Origin of the sequence: Brevibacterium rongguiense (assembly GCF_009857845.1) — a bacterium.
Taxonomy (GTDB): domain Bacteria; phylum Actinomycetota; class Actinomycetes; order Actinomycetales; family Brevibacteriaceae; genus Brevibacterium; species Brevibacterium rongguiense.
Genome location: NZ_WWEQ01000008.1, coordinates 19,396 through 36,333 on the forward strand (window position 1 = coordinate 19,396; position 16,938 = coordinate 36,333).

Genomic DNA, 16,938 nt, shown 5'->3' on the forward strand with positions numbered 1-16,938 from the left:
ACTCCCCCGCCCTCACTGCAGACTTCCCCGGCCTCACTACAGTGGGTGCCGTGATCATCCTGCTCCCGCCCTCCGAGGGCAAGACACCCGCGCGCTCCGGGCGCCCCCTGGACCTCGAGGCGCTGAGCTTCGCGCAGCTGGCGCCCGAGCGCGCCCAGGTGCTCACCGCCCTCGCCGAGGCCTCGGCGGCCCCCGATGCGCTCCTCACCCTGGGCGTGGGCCCCAGTCTGGCCGCCGACGTCGAGCGCAACACCCACCTGCGCACCGAGCACGCCGCCCCCGCGATCCAGACCTATACGGGCGTGCTCTACGGCGCGCTGGGCGCCGCCGACCTCGATGCGCGGGCCCGGCGCCGGCTGAGCGGGGTCTACGTGTCCTCCGCGCTGTTCGGCATCGTGGGCGCCCGTGACCGGATCCCGGCCTACCGGCTGGCGATGAAGACCTCGCTGCCGCCGCTCGGCGGGCTCGCCGCCTGGTGGCGGCCGCGCCTGGCACCGGTCCTCGACGACGCATTCGCCGGCCAGCTCATCCTCGACTGCCGCTCCGCGGAGTACCGCCGGGCCTGGCCGGGGCCACCGGAGGCCGTCGTCACGGTCGAGGCCGTCACGGAGACCGGCGGCAAGCGCAAGGTGATCTCGCACAACGCGAAGCACGCCCGCGGCGCGCTCGCGGGCCACCTGCTGCGCCGGGCCGGCCGGATGCCGGCCACGCTCGAGGCCCTCGAGTCCGCCGCCGCTGAGGCGTTCCGCGTGGAGCTGCGCCCGCCCGTCGGCGCGCAGCCGGCGGTCCTCACGCTCGTCGTCGAGGGCTGAGGGCCGCGCCGCTCACGGCTTGACGAGCGGGACCTCGCACTCCTCGCACACGAACGTCTGGCCGCCGGGCGCCTCGGCGACGGCCGCCGCGGTGCGCCCGCTGAACGCCGTGCCGCAGGCGCCGCACGCGCCGGCGGAGATGAGCGCCGCGCCCACCCCGCCCTGCGCGGCATTCCCCTCGATCTGGGCACGAAACTCCACCGGGATGAGCGACGCCTGCGCCTCGAGCTGGGCGCTGAGGTCCGCGCGCTCGGCGTCCAGTCGCTCGGCGGTCTCCTTGCGCTCGGCCTGCAGCCTGCCGCCCTGCGCGGCCAGCTCCTGGGCCCTGGCGCGCAGCGTGGCGAGGCGCTCCTGCGTCTTCTCCAGCGCCTCGATCGCAGCCAGCTCGCCCTCCTCGGACTCCCCGAGCAGCCCCTGGGAGGTCGCGATGTCGCCCTGGAGCGCCACGAGGTCCTTCGACGTCAGTCCCTCGCCGGCCTGCAGCTTCGCCTCCATGGCCTCGATCTGGGCGCGCCGCTTGGCGACCTCGGCTTCGCGCTCGGCCAGCTCCTGCTGCCGTTCGGCTTCGCGGGCCTCCCCCGCGGCGATCGTCTGAGCGGTCTCCTTGTGCTCGGCCGCGACGGTGCGCAGGCGCTCGAGCAGGTCCGCCTGCTGTGCCTCGTGCCGGTTGCGCCGCAACCGGCCGGCGATGTCGATCCACGCAGCGACCGCTCCGGCGGCTTGAGAATCGAGCTTCATGGGCGACCTCCGTCGATCGTGGGTACAGAGTGGGACGCGGGTCCGGTGTAGGACACGGGCATTGGGCTCAACACGGGTCCGGGACTGAACGCGGGTGCGGGACTGGGCAAGGGGCGGGTCTGCGGCGCAACCGGGCCGCGCGCAGGCGCCGGGGAAAACGCGGGCGCCCGGACGGGGGCGGTCCGGTGCCGCGGCGCGGCGGCAACGCGGGCGGCCACCTAGGCGAACCCCGGCTGCCCGATGCACAGGTCCCAGGGATCCGAGCGCACGGCGGAGAGCTCGATGCGCACGGCGAAGCCGTCCCCGGCCAGCGCGTCGGCCAGCTGCGCGGCCGCCCGGGGCAGCCACAGCGCCTCGGCGGCCCAGTGGGAGATGTCGATGAGGTGCGGGGTGCCGGCGCCCCGGTGGGCGGTGTCGCGGGCCTCGGAGGCCGGGTGATGGCGCAGGTCGGAGGTGATGTAGACGTCGCTGCCGGCCGCGCGCACCTCGTCGAAGAGCGAATCGCCGGACCCGCCGAGCACGGCGGCCGTCTCGATGCGGGCCTCCGGATCGCCGGCGACGCGCACGCCGGTGGCCGTGGGCGCCAGTGCTTCGGCCAGCGCCTCGGCAAGCTGCCTGACGGTCAGGGGCTCCGGGAGCGCGCCTGCCCTTCCGATGCCCACGCCGACCGGGGCGCCGGCGGTGGGCGCGAGGGGCCGCCGCTCGCGCAGCCCGATGGCATCTGCGAGGACATCGGAGACCCCGCCCACCGCGGAGTCCGCGTTCGTGTGGGCGTTGAAGGCGGCGATGCCCGCCTCGATGAGCTCGGTGACCTGGCCGCCCTTGAGCGTGTCCGCCGCCACCGAGGTCACGCCGCGCAGCAGCAGCGGATGGTGGGTGAAGAGGAAGTCCGCGCCGGCCTCCCGGGCCTCGGCGATGACGGCATCGACCGGATCGAGAGCGCACAGGATGGACTCCACCCGCACCTCGGGCTGCCCGACGGCAAGGCCGACGGAATCCCACGACTCCGCCCAGGCGGCCGGCCAGAGGCGCTGGCAGGCGGCGACGACATCGCGAACGCGGGGCGAATCCATATGTCAAACCTAATACACGCCCGGGTGCGCGGGGGCTAGATTTGCGCCATGACGATCACCCCCATGCGCTCCTCGACCATCTCCGACGTGATCCGCCGCTCCGCGCGCCGCTTCCGCACGGACACCGCCCTGCGCTTCGCCGACCGCACGTGGTCCTACGAGCAGCTCGATGCGGCCGTCACCGCGCTCGCCCGCGAACTGCTGGCCCGCGGACTGGAACCGGGCGACCGGGTGGCCGCCTATGGCAAGAACTCGGACCTCTACGCGCTCGCGTTCCTGGCCACGGTGCGCGCCGGGCTCATCCACGTGCCGGTGAACTACCAGCTCACGGGCGACGAGCTCGACTACATCCTCGACAACTCCGGAGCGCAGACCGTCATCGCGGATGCGGACTTCCTGGGCGCCGTGCGCGCCACGCAGCGCGGCCGCGAGGCGCAGCTGCTGAGCTTCGAGGACCTGCTGCCGATCGTCTCCGCCCAGGACATCGAGCCCGCGGGCGACGACGAGTTCCCGGTGGCTGACACGGACGTTGCGCAGCTGCTCTACACCTCGGGCACCACCTCGGCCCCCAAGGGCGCGATCATGACCCACCGCGCACTCGTCCACGAGTACCTCAGCGCGCTCGCGATCCTCGACTTCACCTCCGAGGACCGCCAGATCCACGCGCTGCCGCTCTACCACTCCGCCCAGATGCACGTCTTCCTGCTGCCCGGGCTCATGGTGGGCTCGGAGAACATCATCGTGCCCGCGCCCGTCCCCGGTGAGCTGCTGGCCGCGTTCGCCGCCGAGCGCATCAACACGTTCTTCGCCGCGCCCACCGTGTGGGTGGCACTGGCCAACCACCCGGACTTCGACTCGTTCGACCTCTCCAGCCTGCGCAAGGCCTACTACGGGGCCTCGATCATGCCGGGGCCGGTGCTCGCCAGGCTGCAGGAGAAGCTGCCGGGCCTGGGCTTCTACAACTGCTTCGGGCAGTCGGAGCTGGGCCCGCTGTGCACCGTGCTGCGACCCGAGGAGCACGCCGATCACCCCGGTTCTGCCGGCCGGGCGGCGCTGTTCGTGGAGACGAAGGTCGTCGACGCCGAGGGGCAGACGGTCGAGACCGGGGAGCAGGGCGAGATCCTCTACCGCTCCCCGCAGCTGTGCGAGGGGTACTGGAACAAGCCGGAGGCCACGGCCGAGGCATTCACCGGCGGCTGGTTCCACTCCGGCGACCTGGTCCGCCAGGATGCCGACGGCTTCGTCGAGGTCGTCGACCGCGTCAAGGACGTCATCAACACCGGCGGTGTGCTCGTGGCCGGGCGGCAGGTCGAGGACGCCATCTTCGAACTCGACGAGGTCGCAGAGGTCGCCGTCGTCGGCCGGCCCGATGAGAAGTGGATCGAGGCCGTCACCGCCTACGTGGTGCGCAAGGGCGAGCTCACCGAGGAGCGCGTCATCGCGCACGTGAAGTCCCGGCTGGCCGGCTTCAAGGTGCCCAAGTCCGTGCGCTTCGTCGACGCGCTGCCCAAGAACTCCTCGGGCAAGATCCTCAAGCGCACGCTGCGCGACGAAGACTGACCGACGCACAACGGCCGGGGCACGTCGTCGGTCGGTGCACGTCGTCGGCCGGCCGCAGGCGGCCGGGAGCCGCCGCATGACGGCGACTCCCGGCCCCGTGCTCACGCCGGCGCCGGGGTACAGCACACCGCGCCCGAGGTGCGGGCCGGGCGGTGCTCGGCCCGCACCTCGGGCGCGGTGACGGTGGTGGCAATGGCGAACGCGGCCGGGCGGAATGCGCCGCCCGTGGCGCTCAGATCGCCTGGCCGGCCGCCTCGACCACCGGTGTCCCCTGGCCGCGCAGCAGCTTGGAGACCGGGCAGCGGGCGTGGCCGGCCCGGGCCGCCTCGAGCGTTCGCTGCGCGTCCAGGCCCGGGATGTCCACCCGCGCGCGCGGCTCGAACGCGTACTCCCCGTCCCGGCTCAGCAGCGCGACCTCCACGCTGACCTGCGGCGGGTGCGCGGCCGCGTCGATGCCCAGGCGCCCCAGAGCCGCCTCGACGGAGGCGGACAGGCAGGTGGCCCAGGACATCGCGAGGAACTGCTCCGGGTTCGTCCCGGCCTCCGGGTGCTGGGGCGGGCCCGTCGTCACGCTGGGCCCGTCGCTCAGGCTCACGGTGCCGTGGGTGCCGCCCGTGTTGTGCGCCGTCGTCGCGTAGATCCGCTCGCCCATGGGCCGCCCCTCCCCCGGCTCAGCGCTTGGCGGCGGCGCGGTTGCGGGCGGCGTCGACCTCGTCGGCGATGCGCGGGCGCAGGTCGTCGAGCTGCGTGACGTGCTTGGGCTCGAGCTCCTCGAGCGAGGAGACGCCCAGCAGCTTCATGACGCGCGTGACCTCGCTCGTGAGGATCGCGAGCATCCGGTTGACGCCCATCTCACCACCGGCCATGAGGCCGTAGAGGTAGGCGCGGCCCACCTGCGTATATCGGGCGCCGTGGGCGATCGCCGCGACGACGTCGGCTCCGGACATGATGCCCGTGTCGACGTGGACCTCGAGGTCCTTGCCGACTTCGCGTACGACCTCGGGCAGCAGGCGGAACGGGACGGGGGCGCGGTCGAGCTGGCGGCCGCCGTGGTTGGACAGCTGGATGCCGTCCACCCCGAAGTCCGCGAGCTTCTTGGCGTCCTCGACGTTCTGCACGCCCTTGACGACGACGGTGCCGCCCCACAGGTCGCGGATCTCGGCGAGGTCGTCGTAGGTGATGGACGGGTCGAACATCGTGTCGAGCAGCTCGCCCACCGTGCCGTTCCAGTTGCGGATCGCGGCGAACTCGAGCGGCTCGGTGGTGAGGAAGTTGATCCACCACTCGGGGCGCGGGGCTGCGTCGATCATCGTCTTGAGCGTCAGCTGGGGCGGGAAGGACATCCCGTTGCGCTTGTCGCGGTGGCGGGCGCCGGCCACCGGCGTGTCGACCGTGACGAGGAGGGTGTCGAAGCCCTGGGCCTTGGCCCGCTCGACGAGCTCATAGGAGCGGTGGCGCTCCTTCATCATGTAGAGCTGGAACCACAGCCGCGCATCGGGGGCGGCCTTGCGCACCTCCTCGGGGCTCGTGGTGCCCAGGGTGGACAGCGCGAAGGGCACGCCGTAGTTCTGCGCGGCGCGGGCACCGGCGCGCTCGCCTGCGGCGTGCATGAGGCGGGTGAAGCCGGTGGGCGCGATGCCCACCGGGAACTCGACGCGCTTGCCCAGCACGTCCCAGCCCGTGTCCACGTTCGTGACGTCGTGGAGGATGCTCGGGTGGAACTCGACGTCGCGGAAGGCGCTGATGGCCCGCTGCAGGCCCACCTCGTTCTCCGCCGCGCCGAACGTGTACTCGAAGGGGCCCTTGGGGGTGCGGCGCTTGGCGATCTTGCGCAGGTCCCAGACCGTCTGCGCCTTCTCCAGGCGGGCGATCTTGGGGTTCTTGAACGGGTTCTCGAACTTCATGACCGACTTGAGGTATTCGAGGTCCGGGATCTGGTGCTCCATGGCGGCTCCTTCTGTGCGGCGTCCTGCGGACTGGGTGGCGCTGCCGGCGGCGCGTCCCGCATGGGGCCGCAACCGCACAGCCTCGCTCTTAGGCAAGCCTATCTGGTTGGACCGCGGGTGCGAGGTGCGGGGGCGGTCACTCTGGCGCAGGGCGGCGGGCCACCATGGACCATGGATGGCGGGGGTGTGCGCGCTCATGCGCGGCGATGACCCGCGCGGCGGGGTGCGCCCGCGCGGCGCGGCCGCACCCCGCCGGGGCCCGTGCACCGGTTGACGGGCCCCCGGTCGCCCAGTAGTCTGCCAGCAGCGCGCCGCGATGGGCCGCGCCCAAGGGAAGGCGGCCGCATGAGTGCCTCACTGCTCCACCTCATCATCCTGGTGATCGTCGTTGTCGTGTTCCTCGTCATCGCCGGTGGGATCACCCTCATCATCGTGCTGGTCACTCGCAGCAACAAGAAGCAGACGGCGCAGCGGCCGCAGGGGCCACAGCCCGGCCAGCCCGGCCAATACGGGCAGCCCGGCATGAACCAGGGGCCGGCACATCCCGGCCAGCCGGCCTACGGCCCGCCCGGCCAGCAGAGCCAGGCGCCCCAGTACGGTCAGCCGCAGCAGGGCGGTGCCGTGCCGCCGCAGGGCTCGCAGGGGCAGCGGCCACCGCAGGGCGGGCAGCCGCCGCAGGGCGGGCAGCCGCCAAGCTGAGGCCAGCTCGAATCAGAGCCGACCCACGGTCAGCGGTTCCCAGCGACCGCGCCGAACACGGCTCGCCTGGGCCGCTGCGCACCGCGCCTGTGGCATACTCGGAACTCGTCGCCGGCCTGGCCGGATGACGCAAGTGGGGCCTATAGCTCAGTTGGCTAGAGCATCTCGTTTACACCGAGAGGGTCGGGGGTTCGAGTCCCTCTGGGCCCACCCCACCTGCCCTTCGGCGATGTTTTCCCGATCGCCGCCGTAACGGCAGTGCGACCAAGGCCCGATGCCCTCCCCCACTGGGTAGCCTGGGCCACATGTCAGCTGACTCCGGTCCCGCCTCCGCGTCCATCGCCCCGCCCGCCATCCAGCCCGACGTCCGCGTGCGCGGCGCCCGCGAGCACAACCTGCGCGATATCGACCTCACGATTCCCCGCGACGCCATGGTCGTCTTCACCGGCGTCTCCGGTTCCGGCAAGTCCTCGCTGGCCTTCGGGACGCTGTTCGCGGAGTCGCAAAGGCGCTACCTCGAGTCGGTGGCGCCCTATGCGCGACGCCTCATCGACCAGGCCGGTGTGCCGGACGTCGACTCCCTCACCGGCATGCCGCCTGCGGTCGCGCTCCAACAGCAGCGCGGCGGCCGCAGTGCCCGCTCCTCGGTGGGCAGCATCACGACCCTGTCGAGCCTCGTGCGCATGCTCTACTCCCGCGCCGGGGACTACCCGCCGGAGCAGCCCATGCTCTACGCGGAGGACTTCTCCCCCAACACCGTCGAGGGGGCGTGCCCGGAGTGCCACGGCACCGGCCGGGTCTACGAGGTCACCGAGGAGCGCATGGTGCCCGACCCCTCCCTGACGATCCGCGAGCGCGCGATCGCCGCCTGGCCCACGGCGTGGCACGGCCACCAGCTGCGCGACGTGCTCGTGGCCCTGGGCTACGACGTGGATGTGCCCTGGCGCGACCTGCCGCAGAAGCAGCGGGACTGGATCCTCTACACGGAGGAGACGCCGAACGTGGGCGTCTATTCGCGCCTGTCGCTGCCGGAGGCGCAGGCCGCCGCCGAGGCGGGGGACGAGTACAGCTATCACGGCACGTTCGTGGGTGCGCGCAAGTACGTGCTCGACACGTTCGCAAACTCCAAGAGCGCCGGCATGAAGCGCAGGGCCGCCGAGTTCCTCAGCTCCGCGCCGTGCCCGGCCTGCCACGGCAAGCGGCTCAAGCCCGAGGCCCTCTCCGTCACCGTCGACGGCCTCGACATCGCCGATTTCTCCGCCCTGCCGCTGTGGGAGCTCACCGAGCGCCTGACCGCACTCGCCCAGGCCCCCGAATCTGCGGACCTCGACGGCGCGGTGTCCGAAGACGCGGGCCAGGGGACGACGGCCAGTGGCGAATCGGCGAGCACTGGCGCGGACGCCGGGCTCGATGCCGAGGCGCGGCGGGCCGCCGTCGAGCGGCGCGTTGCCGCCGGTGGATCGGCTCACGCGGTCGCCCCAGACGTGCGCCGCACGGGCAACCAGTCGGCGGAGAAGCGGGCCGCGGCCGCGCGATTGGGCGCGGAGCTGGTCAACCGACTGCGCCCCATCATCGACCTGGGGCTGGGCTACCTCTCGCTGGGCCGCACGACCCCCACGCTCTCCGGTGGCGAACTCCAGCGCCTGCGCCTGGCCACCCAGCTGACCTCCGACCTGTTCGGGGTGGCGTACGTCCTCGACGAGCCGTCCGCGGGGCTGCATCCCAAGGACGTCGCGGCGCTGCTGGGCATCCTCAGCGGCCTCAAGAGCGGGGGGAACAGCCTCTTCGTCGTCGAGCACTCCGTGGAGGTCATGCGCGAGGCCGACTGGCTCGTCGACATCGGCCCCGGTGCCGGTGAGCACGGCGGACGGGTCGTCTACAGCGGTCCCACCGCGGGGCTCGCGAACGCAGCGGACTCGCAGACCCGCGGCTATCTGTTCGGCGGGAGCGGGCTGGCCCCGCACACGCCGCGCACGCCCTCCGACTGGCTGCGCCTGTCGCACGTCGCCCGCAACAACCTGCGCGACGTCTCCGTCGACTTCCCCCTGGGTGCGCTCACGGCGGTCACGGGCGTATCCGGCTCCGGCAAGTCGAGCCTCGTGAGCCAGGTGCTGCCCGCCGTCGTGGGCGAGCGGCTAGGCCGCCCGACCGGCGCCGAGGACGAACAGCCGGAAGGCGATGAGCTGCTGCTGTCGGAGGGGCCCGGACAGCTCGACGGCACGATCTCGGGTGCGCTCAGCGGCGTGCACCGGGTGGTGAGCATCGATCAGCGGCCCATCGGCCGCACCCCGCGCTCGAACGTGGCGACGTACACGGGTCTGTTCGACCACGTGCGCCGGCGCTTCGCCCAGACACCCGAGGCGCGCTCCCGCGGCTACAAGCCCGGTCGCTTCTCGTTCAATGTGTCCGGCGGCCGCTGCCCCACCTGCGAGGGCGAGGGCCAGGTCATGGTCGAGCTGCTGTTCCTGCCCTCCGTCTTCACCCCGTGCCCGGACTGCCACGGCACGCGCTACCGGGCCAGCACGCTGGAGATCACGTGGCGCGGCGCGACGATCGCGCAGGTGCTCGACATGAGCGTTGAGGCGGGCCTCGAGTTCTTCGAGGGCGAGTACGACATCATGCGCTCGCTCACCGCACTCCACGATGTGGGCCTGGGCTACCTGCGCCTGGGCCAGCCGGCCACGGAGCTCTCCGGCGGTGAGGCGCAGCGCGTGAAGCTCGCCAGCGAGCTCCAGCGCGCGCAGCGCGGCGACACGCTATACCTGCTCGACGAGCCCACCTCCGGCCTGCACTGCGCGGACGCGGACCGGCTCGTCAACCACCTGCAGACGCTCGTCGATGCGGGCAACACCGTCATCATGGTGGAGCTCGACATGCGCGTCATTACCGCCGCCGACTACGTCATCGACCTGGGGCCCGGTGCCGGTGACGAAGGCGGCAGGATCGTGGCGGCGGGCACCCCCGCACAGGTCGCCGAGGCGCCGGACAGCACCTCGGCGCCCTACCTCGCCACCGCCCTGCGCGAGGCGGATGCCCACGGGGCCGAGCGCGAATAGCCGCGCAGGCAGCGCGGGCGAGGCCGGCCGGCACCGGGGCGTGCGCACCCCTCCCGGCGCGGCGCCCCGGGCTCAGAACAGCGCCGACTGGTGATCCGCACCGGGAGCGCCCCCTGCGACCGCGGCCTGACGCTCGATCCAGCGGCAGAGCAGGTCGAGGATGTACGCCTGCTGGTCCTGCGTGAGCGGCTGGCCGCGCGCGAAACCGTGATTGCGCTCCAGGCACGTCCGGCAGCACGTCGCCGTGGCGTGCTGGCCGCGGAAGACGGGGTGACCGCCCCACGGGGTCTGCTGGCCGTCCTTCGCCGGCCGGGCCGGGGCCAGCCGGGAGCCGATGAAGTCCTGAGCGTGGCACCGGACCGTGGCCATGCCGCGCGAGCGCACGTACTCCTGCTCGCCGCCGCGCAGGTGGAAGCGCGCGCGAAACGAGCTGCGCGCCAGGCGCAGCAGAACAGCATCGAGTGCGAGGGTGTCCATGGTGCGGCCACCGTAACCCGGGCCACTGACATGGGCGGCTTCGTCGAACGGGGCCAGGGGCGCCGCGCCCCAGGAGACTCTGACTTGAGCGCTATCAGTCAAGGTCCCCGATCCCGCTCACCCAATCGACTCGGCCAGTCCCAGCAGGATGCCCTCGGGACCGCGGATGTAGCACAGGCGGTAGACGCCCCTGTAGTCGACGACCTCGGTGCTGACGAGCTCGGCGCCGAGCGCCCGCGCCCGGTCGAGTACCGTATCGAGGTCGTCGACGTTGAACATGACGCGCAGGTAGCCCAGCGCGTTGACCGGCGCGCGGCGGTGGTCGGCCGCGGGGGCGGGCTCGCGGAAGCGCGAGAGCTCGAGCCTGCCGTGCCCGTCGGGGGTGCGCATGGTGGCGATGTCGACGCGCTGCCCGGGCAGCCCCGTCACGCGGCCGGCCCAATCACCATCAACGGATGCTCGGCCCTCGCACTCGAGACCCAGCACCACGAAGAACTCAATCGCCGCATCGAGGTCCTCGACCACGATGCCCACATTGTCCAGCCGCACGCCCATGCCGACAGGCTAACGCCCGCCGGTGCCGTCGCCGCGGCCTCGCTCGGCCCTGTGCCGATCCGCCGGGGTGGCGCCCCGGCCAGGGGCGGCCGCACCGCGCGCGAGGTGTTCGCTGGGCCCGTCGGCGCGGTCGGTGCTCAGGGCAGCAGGGCCCGTGCGACGGAGGACAGCGCGGCGGCAAACCGTTCCCCCGCGCCCGCATCGGCGACGCCCAGCAGCTGCCGGTTCTGCTCGATCTGCACGTGGCCCAGTACGAACGACAGCAGGGCCTCCTGCGCGGCCGGGTCCGGCACCGCCTCCTCGAGGCGCTCCGGCACGGTCGATTCGGCGTCGAGGGAGTAGGCGAGGAGGAAGATCTCCGCCCCGTCGCGGTGGCGTAGCAGCACATCGCGCAGCGCGGTGGCGACCACGACCGCGCTCGCCGCGGTGCCGCGGGGCAGGCGCGCATCGACCTCGGCGGACAACCTCCGGCTGACGAGGACGAAGACCTCCTGTTTGTTCTTCACGTGCCAGTACAGCGCGGAGGGTTGGACATCGAGGTCGCGGGCGAGCCTGCGCATCGACAGATCCCCCATGCCGAAGTCCGCGAGGATCGCGAGCGCGGCGTCGGCGATCGAGTCGGTGGTCAGCGGCATGGGCGGGGCCTTTGATCGTGGTGGACGGGCGAGAAGAGCCTACCGGGGCGCGGCCGCGACCGGGCGCACCGGCCCGCGCACATCCGCACCGGGCAACGCACATGCCCACCGCGCGGTGTGTATCCGCACCGGCCCGCGCGCGGCCACACCGGGCAACGCACCGCCGGGCCGGCACGCGGCGGGCAGCACCGCCTCAGCCCTGCGTGCGGCGGCGCCGCTCCTCGACGCTGACCACCAGTTCCTCCTCCGCACCGGGCCCGGCCTTGATGCCGGTGGGCAGGCGGAGCATGAAGAACACGCCCACTGCCAGCCACAGGCCGAACATCGTCCACGAGGGCCACTCGAGCTGGGCGGAGAACGGCGTGATGGGCAGGTAGAGGATGAAGAGGATGAGCGTGAGCACGGCGGCGATCGCGCCGATGACCATGCCGCCGCCGCCCTTGCCGCCGATCCGCAGGGGCCGGCCCATGTCCGGCTCGCGGCGGCGCAGCACGAGGAATGCGACGCTGACGAGGAAGTACGCGATGACGATCGCGGGCGAGCCCGCATCGACGATCCAGCCGAGCGCGGCGGTGCCGAGGAACGGGGCCAGCGCGGAGAGCGCACCGATGAAGAGGATCGCGTTCGACGGCGTGCGGTAGCGCGGGTGGAGCTTGCCGAACCAGCGCGGGATCATGCCGGCGGCGGCCATGGCCCACATGAGCCGCGAGGAGCCCATGAGGAAGGCGTTCCACGAGGTGATGATGCCCGCCAGGCCGCCGGCGATGACGATCTTGCCCCAGATGGGCGAGCCGAGCATGGCGGACAGCGCGTCGGCGGTGACGAGGTCGTGGGTGCCCAGCTGATCCGACGGGATGCCCACGGAGGTCATCGCGATGATGACGATGTAGAACGCGATCGCCATGACGACGGAGACGACGACGAGCTTGCCGATCTTCTGCGGCGGGAGCTTGACCTCCTCGGCCGCCTGCGGGATGACGTCGAAGCCGACGAACAGGAACGGCACGACCGCCATGACGCCGATGAAGCCGGTCGCCCCGCCTGCGAACAGCGGCTGCGCATCCGCGACGTCCCCGCCGACGAGTCCGCCGGTGAGCAGGAGGAGGGCCACGATGATGAGGAACCACACGACGAACGTCTGGACGAGTGAGGCGACCTTGACGCCGCGGATGTTGATCCACGTGATGATGAGCGCCGTGACGGTGCCCACCAGCGCCCAGGTGAGGTGGACGTCGAAGCCTGCGATCGTCCACAGCTTGATGTGCTCGAGGCCCGGGAACAGGAAGACCGCCGTCTTGGGCACGGAAACGGCCTCGAACATGACGACGCTGATGTAGCCGCCGGTGATCGCCCACGAGCCGAACAGGGAGGCGCGCGGGCCCATCGCGCGGATGAGGTAGTTGTGCTCACCGCCGGCGTGCGGCATGGCCGCGACGAGCTCCGAGTACACGGTGCCGACGAAGCACATGATGATGCCGCCCGCGGCGAAGGCGATGACCGCCCCGAGCGTGCCGGCCCCGTTGATCCAGTCGCCGGTGAGCACCACCCAGCCGAAGCCGATCATCGCGCCGAAGCCGATGAAGAGTGCGTCGATGCTGCCGAGCGCGCGGACGAACCCGTGACCGCGGTCGCGGTGCTCGAGCGGGTTGCCACCGGACGAACCGCCCGATGGCTGGTTCGCGGCAGAGTTGGGTGCGTATTCGCTGCTCATGTCCGTCGTCCTTCGTGTCCGTGCCTCATTGCTGCGGGCCAGTGGGCGGATGTTCAGAAGGCTAGCAGGCTTCGCTCAGGATCGGCGTCCCGTCGCGCCCGTCGCCGCGGCCGCCCCGAGGCGCTCCCCACCGCTCGAACGCACGCCGCGCGGGCGCCCCCGATTATGCGAACGGCCCGCCGGCGGGTTAGAGTGTCTCCTGTTGTTCGGCCACCGCGGGTGGCGGCACAGCCTCGGGATATAGCGCAGCTTGGTAGCGCGCCTCGTTCGGGACGAGGAGGTCGTGGGTTCGAATCCCGCTATCCCGACCAGCTCAACGGGCCCGGAATCTCATGATTCCGGGCCCGTTCGCTCTTCGCCCTCGCCGCCGTCGCTCGGTCTTGGCCCTCGTCGTTCACAGGAGTGCACGGCTGCGCCTCAGCGCTGCTGGCAGACCGGGCACCAGAACAGCTTGCGGTTCTGCATGAGCTCCATGGCAATCGGCGTGCCGCACACGCGGCAGGGCTGACCGGCGCGCCCGTAGACCCAGTGGCGCTCCTCGCGGTGCTCGAGCGCGGCCTCCTTCGCGCGGCCGCGCAGACCGGTGCGGGTGACGATGACGCCGGTGTCCACCCCGATCGGCAGCAGCTTCGCCCAGTCATCCCACAGCGCGTCGACCTGCACCGCGCTCAGCGCGCTGCCCGGGGCGAACGGGCTGATGCCCGCGCGGAACAGCATCTCCGCGCGGTAGATGTTGCCGATGCCCGCGATGACCGCCTGGTCCATGAGCAGCGTCCCAATGGGAGTGCGCCGCTTGGCAACCGCCGCGGCGAACCGGCGGCGGCCCCGCGCGCGCCCGTCGACGAGCGGATCGGGGCCGAGCTTCGCCAGCACGGCATCCACCTGTGCCGCGTCGAGCACCTCGCAGGCGGTGGGGCCGCGCAGGTCCGCGCACGCCCCGGCTCCCAGCAGGCGCACCCGCACCGCTCCGATCGGCTCGGGCGGCCACTCCTGTTCGAGCTCCCCCCGGCCCGCGCCCGAGGCGCCCGGCAGCTCGGTCTCGGACTCGCCGGCGCGCAGGCGGCGCGGGGCGCCCATGGACGCCGGCCGCTCGACCCGCGCCCGCCGGGCATCGAGGGCGCGTGCGGGAAGCGAGTACTCGCCCGTTTGGCCGATGCGCTCGGTGCTCCCCCGCTCACCGGGGTCTGCGGCCCCTCCGTGCGGCGCGCCGACTGCGTCGCCACCACGAGCGTCTGCGCCAGCGGTGTCCGCAGCACGAGCTGCCGCGCCACGGGCATCCGCGCCGACCTCATCCGGCCCCGCGCCCGCCCGCAGCGCGAAGTCCCATGCGCCGTAGATGCCCAGGTGGACGCGCAGCCAGAGGTCGCCGTCGAACTCCATGAACATCTGCTTGCCCACCGCGATCGTGCGCAGCACCGTGCGGCCGTCGAGCCGCTGCGCCCCCGCGGCGAAGCGGCCCTGCGGAGAGGTCACGCGCACGGGCTTTCCGGCGAAGAGCTCGTCGAAGCGGCGGGCGATGCGGTGGACGGAGTGGCCCTCGGGCACCGCTCAGCCCTCGGCGCCGCCGACCGCGCCGGAGTCACCGGCCGCGCCGGAGTCGCCGAGCTCCGCGGTGAGTTTGGCCGCCGCCACCTGCAGCGCCTCGGGCTGGGCCTGCGGGCCCTTGTTGCGCGGGTCGAAGTCGGCCGTCGAGGTGGTGGGCCAGACGTGGATGTGGACGTGGGGCACCTCGTAGCCCTGGATCATGAGGCCGATCCGCTGGGCGCCGAAGGCCGCGAGCTGCGCGCGGCCGATGCGCTGGGCGACCGCCATGAGGTGGTCGGTGAGCTCCTGGGGCATGTCGACCCAGTGGTCGTACTCCGTGCGCGGGACGACGAGCACGTGGCCCTCCGTCAGCGGCTCCACATCGAGGAACGCCGCGCACTGCTCGTCCTCGTAGACGAACGCGCCGGGAATCTCGCCGTCCATGATCTTCGTGAAGATCGTCGCCATCTCAGTCCTCCTCCTCGCGGGGCCGGGCCGCCAGGGCGCCGGCGCGGGCCCCGCCCGTTGCCGGCGGCGGCCCTGTGCCCAGCCTACCGAGCCCGATGCGGGGCGCACCACGGACCGCGAAGCGGGGATGATGGGCGGCCGGCCCGCCGACAGGAGATGGGCGGCCGGACGCACCGCGCAGCGGTGCCCGGCCCGGTGCGCGGCGCGCTCGGAAGAGACCGGCGCGCTCGGAAGAGGTCCGGGCCGGGGGGAACCCGGACGGGGTAGGGGCTGCCGGGGGATCAGGGCCGAACGGCGCGGGCGCTCTCGAGCCACGGCGCGAAGTCGCGCCGAGCGCCGGCCGGCAGCACCTGGGAGGCCACGATGCGGCCGGCTGCCACGAGGAATGTGGCGCGCACGGCCATCCCGCGCGCATCGTCGAACGCGCCGTAGGAGCGCGCAACCGCACCGTGCGGCCAGAAGTCCGACAGCAGCGGGAAGGGAGCCCCGAGCTCCCGGGCCCACGCGGCCAGCGCGAACTTCGGATCGCAGGAGATGCCCGCCAGCCCACAGCCGGCGGCCGCGAAGTCGGCGTGGCGCGCGGTCAGCTCGCCGAGCTCCTCACCGCAGACCGGGGAGAACGCGAACGGGTAGAACACAATGAGCGCCGAGCGGGCCGGCCGCGCCCCGCCCCCCGCAGCATCCGAGCCCGCACTCCCCGGGCCAGTGCCAGCCGGTGCGTCGCCGACATCGTCCCCGGGTGCGGGGGCAGGCGCGGGCGCCGGTGCGGCATACCCAGGTGCCGACGCCGGAGCGTCGGCTCGGACGATTGGATCGGCTCCGGCCACGAGATCGGCCGGGCCCAGCTCCTCGCCCCAGTGGGCGGGCAGGGCGAAGTCCGGGGCGGCGTCACCGGGCGCGGGCGCCTGGGGCGCCGGCTCGCCGGCGGCTGGGTCAGCCGTAGTTCTTCTTCCCCACGAGCCGCGTGGCCGACCAGTCGGACCCCACCGTCACGGTGTTCGTCACGTGCATGCCCGCGGTGGGGGCGGCATCGGCGATGTCGACCGGGGTGATGTGGCCCGCGCGCCCGGCCTTGGGCGTGAGCAGCCACACGATGCCGCCATCGGCCAGGGTGGTCTGGGCGTCGACGATGCCATCGGTGAGGTCGTCGTCATCGGAGCGCCACCACATGACGATGACGTCGAACACGTCGTCGACGTCCTCGTCGGCCATCTCCTCGCCGGTCGCGGCCGCAATGCCGTCCCGCAGCGCGGCGTCGACGTCCTCGTCGTACCCGATCTCCTGCACGTACTGGCCCGAACGCAGTCCGAGGGGATTGCCCTCGCTCTGCTCGCCGTCCGCTGCGCTCGTCCTCTCCGAAGGGGAAACACTCATGTGATCATCTTCCCGCCTCGGGCGGCCTGCCGCAAATGGCCGCACCGCGCGTCGCGGCGGCGCCCTCCCCCCGCCCGCACCCGAGGCGCCGGCCGCGGCCCGTCCGCCCGCACCTCGGGCGCGGCGCACCCCCGGGGCCCGAGCACGAGCGAGCGCGCGGTGCGAGGAGGGAGCGGTGTGAGCAAGGACCTGCCCGCGCGGCGCGCGAGCACGTGCGCGGTGTTCTAGGCTGGGGGCAACCCGGCTGCCGGACGGGGTGGTCCTTGGCACCTCCGCCGTCTTTCGATGCCGTCGTCTCGCAAGAAGAGGA

Annotated in this window: 16 protein-coding genes and 2 tRNA genes; 6 read left to right on the top strand and 12 right to left on the bottom strand. The window is 72.8% G+C overall.

What is annotated here, in order from left to right:
- The first annotated feature begins 50 nt into the window (after window positions 1-50).
- Window positions 51-812: a YaaA family protein gene (locus tag GSY69_RS03115; RefSeq protein ID WP_160952437.1), complete on the top strand. Its 762-nt coding sequence runs from the start codon at window positions 51-53 to the stop codon at window positions 810-812.
- A gap of 12 nt (window positions 813-824) precedes the next feature.
- Here the strand turns inward: GSY69_RS03115 and GSY69_RS03120 are convergent, their stop codons facing one another.
- Together GSY69_RS03120 and GSY69_RS03125 are read right to left on the bottom strand one after the other, a co-directional pair.
- Window positions 825-1,550: a zinc ribbon domain-containing protein gene (locus tag GSY69_RS03120; protein ID WP_160952438.1), complete on the bottom strand. Its 726-nt coding sequence runs from the start codon at window positions 1,548-1,550 to the stop codon at window positions 825-827.
- Between the two features lie 218 nt (window positions 1,551-1,768).
- Complete coding sequence (locus tag GSY69_RS03125) at window positions 1,769-2,623, bottom strand: Nif3-like dinuclear metal center hexameric protein (protein WP_160952439.1); 855 nt, start codon at window positions 2,621-2,623, stop codon at window positions 1,769-1,771.
- A 48-nt stretch (window positions 2,624-2,671) separates the two neighbouring features.
- Here GSY69_RS03125 and GSY69_RS03130 point away from each other — a divergent pair, with 48 nt between their 5' ends.
- A complete protein-coding gene (locus GSY69_RS03130; protein ID WP_202410771.1) occupies window positions 2,672-4,183 on the top strand; it encodes a fatty acyl-CoA synthetase in 1,512 nt (503 codons plus the stop codon).
- A gap of 232 nt (window positions 4,184-4,415) precedes the next feature.
- Here the strand turns inward: GSY69_RS03130 and GSY69_RS03135 are convergent, their stop codons facing one another.
- Together GSY69_RS03135 and GSY69_RS03140 are read right to left on the bottom strand one after the other, a co-directional pair.
- The gene (locus GSY69_RS03135; RefSeq protein WP_160952440.1) at window positions 4,416-4,835 is read right to left on the bottom strand and encodes an OsmC family protein; all 420 of its coding nucleotides are present in this window, start codon (window positions 4,833-4,835) and stop codon (window positions 4,416-4,418) included.
- Between the two features lie 19 nt (window positions 4,836-4,854).
- Window positions 4,855-6,129, bottom strand: coding sequence for an alpha-hydroxy acid oxidase (locus GSY69_RS03140; protein ID WP_160952441.1), 1,275 nt, complete (start codon window positions 6,127-6,129; stop codon window positions 4,855-4,857).
- A 345-nt stretch (window positions 6,130-6,474) separates the two neighbouring features.
- Between GSY69_RS03140 and GSY69_RS03145 the strand changes: the two genes are divergently transcribed.
- The 3 genes from GSY69_RS03145 (at window position 6,475) to GSY69_RS03155 (ending at window position 9,884) form a co-directional block, all read left to right on the top strand.
- Entirely contained in the window at window positions 6,475-6,828 is a 354-nt protein-coding gene (locus GSY69_RS03145; protein WP_160952442.1) for a hypothetical protein, read from the top strand.
- 136 nt (window positions 6,829-6,964) lie between these two features.
- Window positions 6,965-7,038, top strand: a tRNA-Val gene (locus GSY69_RS03150).
- A 95-nt stretch (window positions 7,039-7,133) separates the two neighbouring features.
- Window positions 7,134-9,884 carry an excinuclease ABC subunit UvrA gene (locus GSY69_RS03155; RefSeq protein WP_160952443.1) on the top strand — a complete coding sequence of 917 codons (2,751 nt, stop codon included), beginning with the start codon at window positions 7,134-7,136 and terminating at the stop codon, window positions 9,882-9,884.
- Window positions 9,885-9,956: 72 nt separating this feature from the next.
- Here GSY69_RS03155 and GSY69_RS03160 read toward each other — a convergent pair whose 3' ends face one another.
- The 4 genes from GSY69_RS03160 to GSY69_RS03175 form a co-directional block, all read right to left on the bottom strand.
- Complete coding sequence (locus tag GSY69_RS03160) at window positions 9,957-10,361, bottom strand: DUF4186 domain-containing protein (protein ID WP_160952444.1); 405 nt, start codon at window positions 10,359-10,361, stop codon at window positions 9,957-9,959.
- A 117-nt stretch (window positions 10,362-10,478) separates the two neighbouring features.
- Window positions 10,479-10,916: a VOC family protein gene (locus GSY69_RS03165; RefSeq protein ID WP_160952445.1), complete on the bottom strand. Its 438-nt coding sequence runs from the start codon at window positions 10,914-10,916 to the stop codon at window positions 10,479-10,481.
- A gap of 137 nt (window positions 10,917-11,053) precedes the next feature.
- On the bottom strand, window positions 11,054-11,551 hold the full coding sequence (locus tag GSY69_RS03170; RefSeq protein ID WP_160952446.1) for a TetR family transcriptional regulator: 498 nt from the start codon (window positions 11,549-11,551) through the stop codon (window positions 11,054-11,056).
- Between the two features lie 193 nt (window positions 11,552-11,744).
- Window positions 11,745-13,262, bottom strand: coding sequence for an APC family permease (locus tag GSY69_RS03175; protein WP_160952447.1), 1,518 nt, complete (start codon window positions 13,260-13,262; stop codon window positions 11,745-11,747).
- Window positions 13,263-13,496: 234 nt separating this feature from the next.
- On the opposite strand from GSY69_RS03175, the gene GSY69_RS03180 reads away from it, so the two are divergent.
- Window positions 13,497-13,573: transfer RNA gene (locus tag GSY69_RS03180), tRNA-Pro, on the top strand.
- Window positions 13,574-13,679: 106 nt separating this feature from the next.
- Here GSY69_RS03180 and GSY69_RS03185 read toward each other — a convergent pair.
- From GSY69_RS03185 to GSY69_RS03200, 4 genes are all read right to left on the bottom strand, one after another.
- Window positions 13,680-14,807, bottom strand: coding sequence for an Fpg/Nei family DNA glycosylase (locus tag GSY69_RS03185; protein WP_328698744.1), 1,128 nt, complete (start codon window positions 14,805-14,807; stop codon window positions 13,680-13,682).
- A 3-nt stretch (window positions 14,808-14,810) separates the two neighbouring features.
- A complete protein-coding gene (locus GSY69_RS03190) occupies window positions 14,811-15,254 on the bottom strand; it encodes an HIT family protein (RefSeq protein WP_160952448.1) in 444 nt (147 codons plus the stop codon).
- Between the two features lie 281 nt (window positions 15,255-15,535).
- Window positions 15,536-16,081, bottom strand: coding sequence for a redoxin domain-containing protein (locus GSY69_RS14875; RefSeq protein ID WP_328698745.1), 546 nt, complete (start codon window positions 16,079-16,081; stop codon window positions 15,536-15,538).
- Between the two features lie 106 nt (window positions 16,082-16,187).
- Window positions 16,188-16,628 (bottom strand): DUF3052 domain-containing protein, encoded by a 441-nt coding sequence (locus tag GSY69_RS03200; RefSeq protein ID WP_160952449.1) that lies wholly within the window; start codon window positions 16,626-16,628, stop codon window positions 16,188-16,190.
- Window positions 16,629-16,938: the final 310 nt, after the last annotated feature.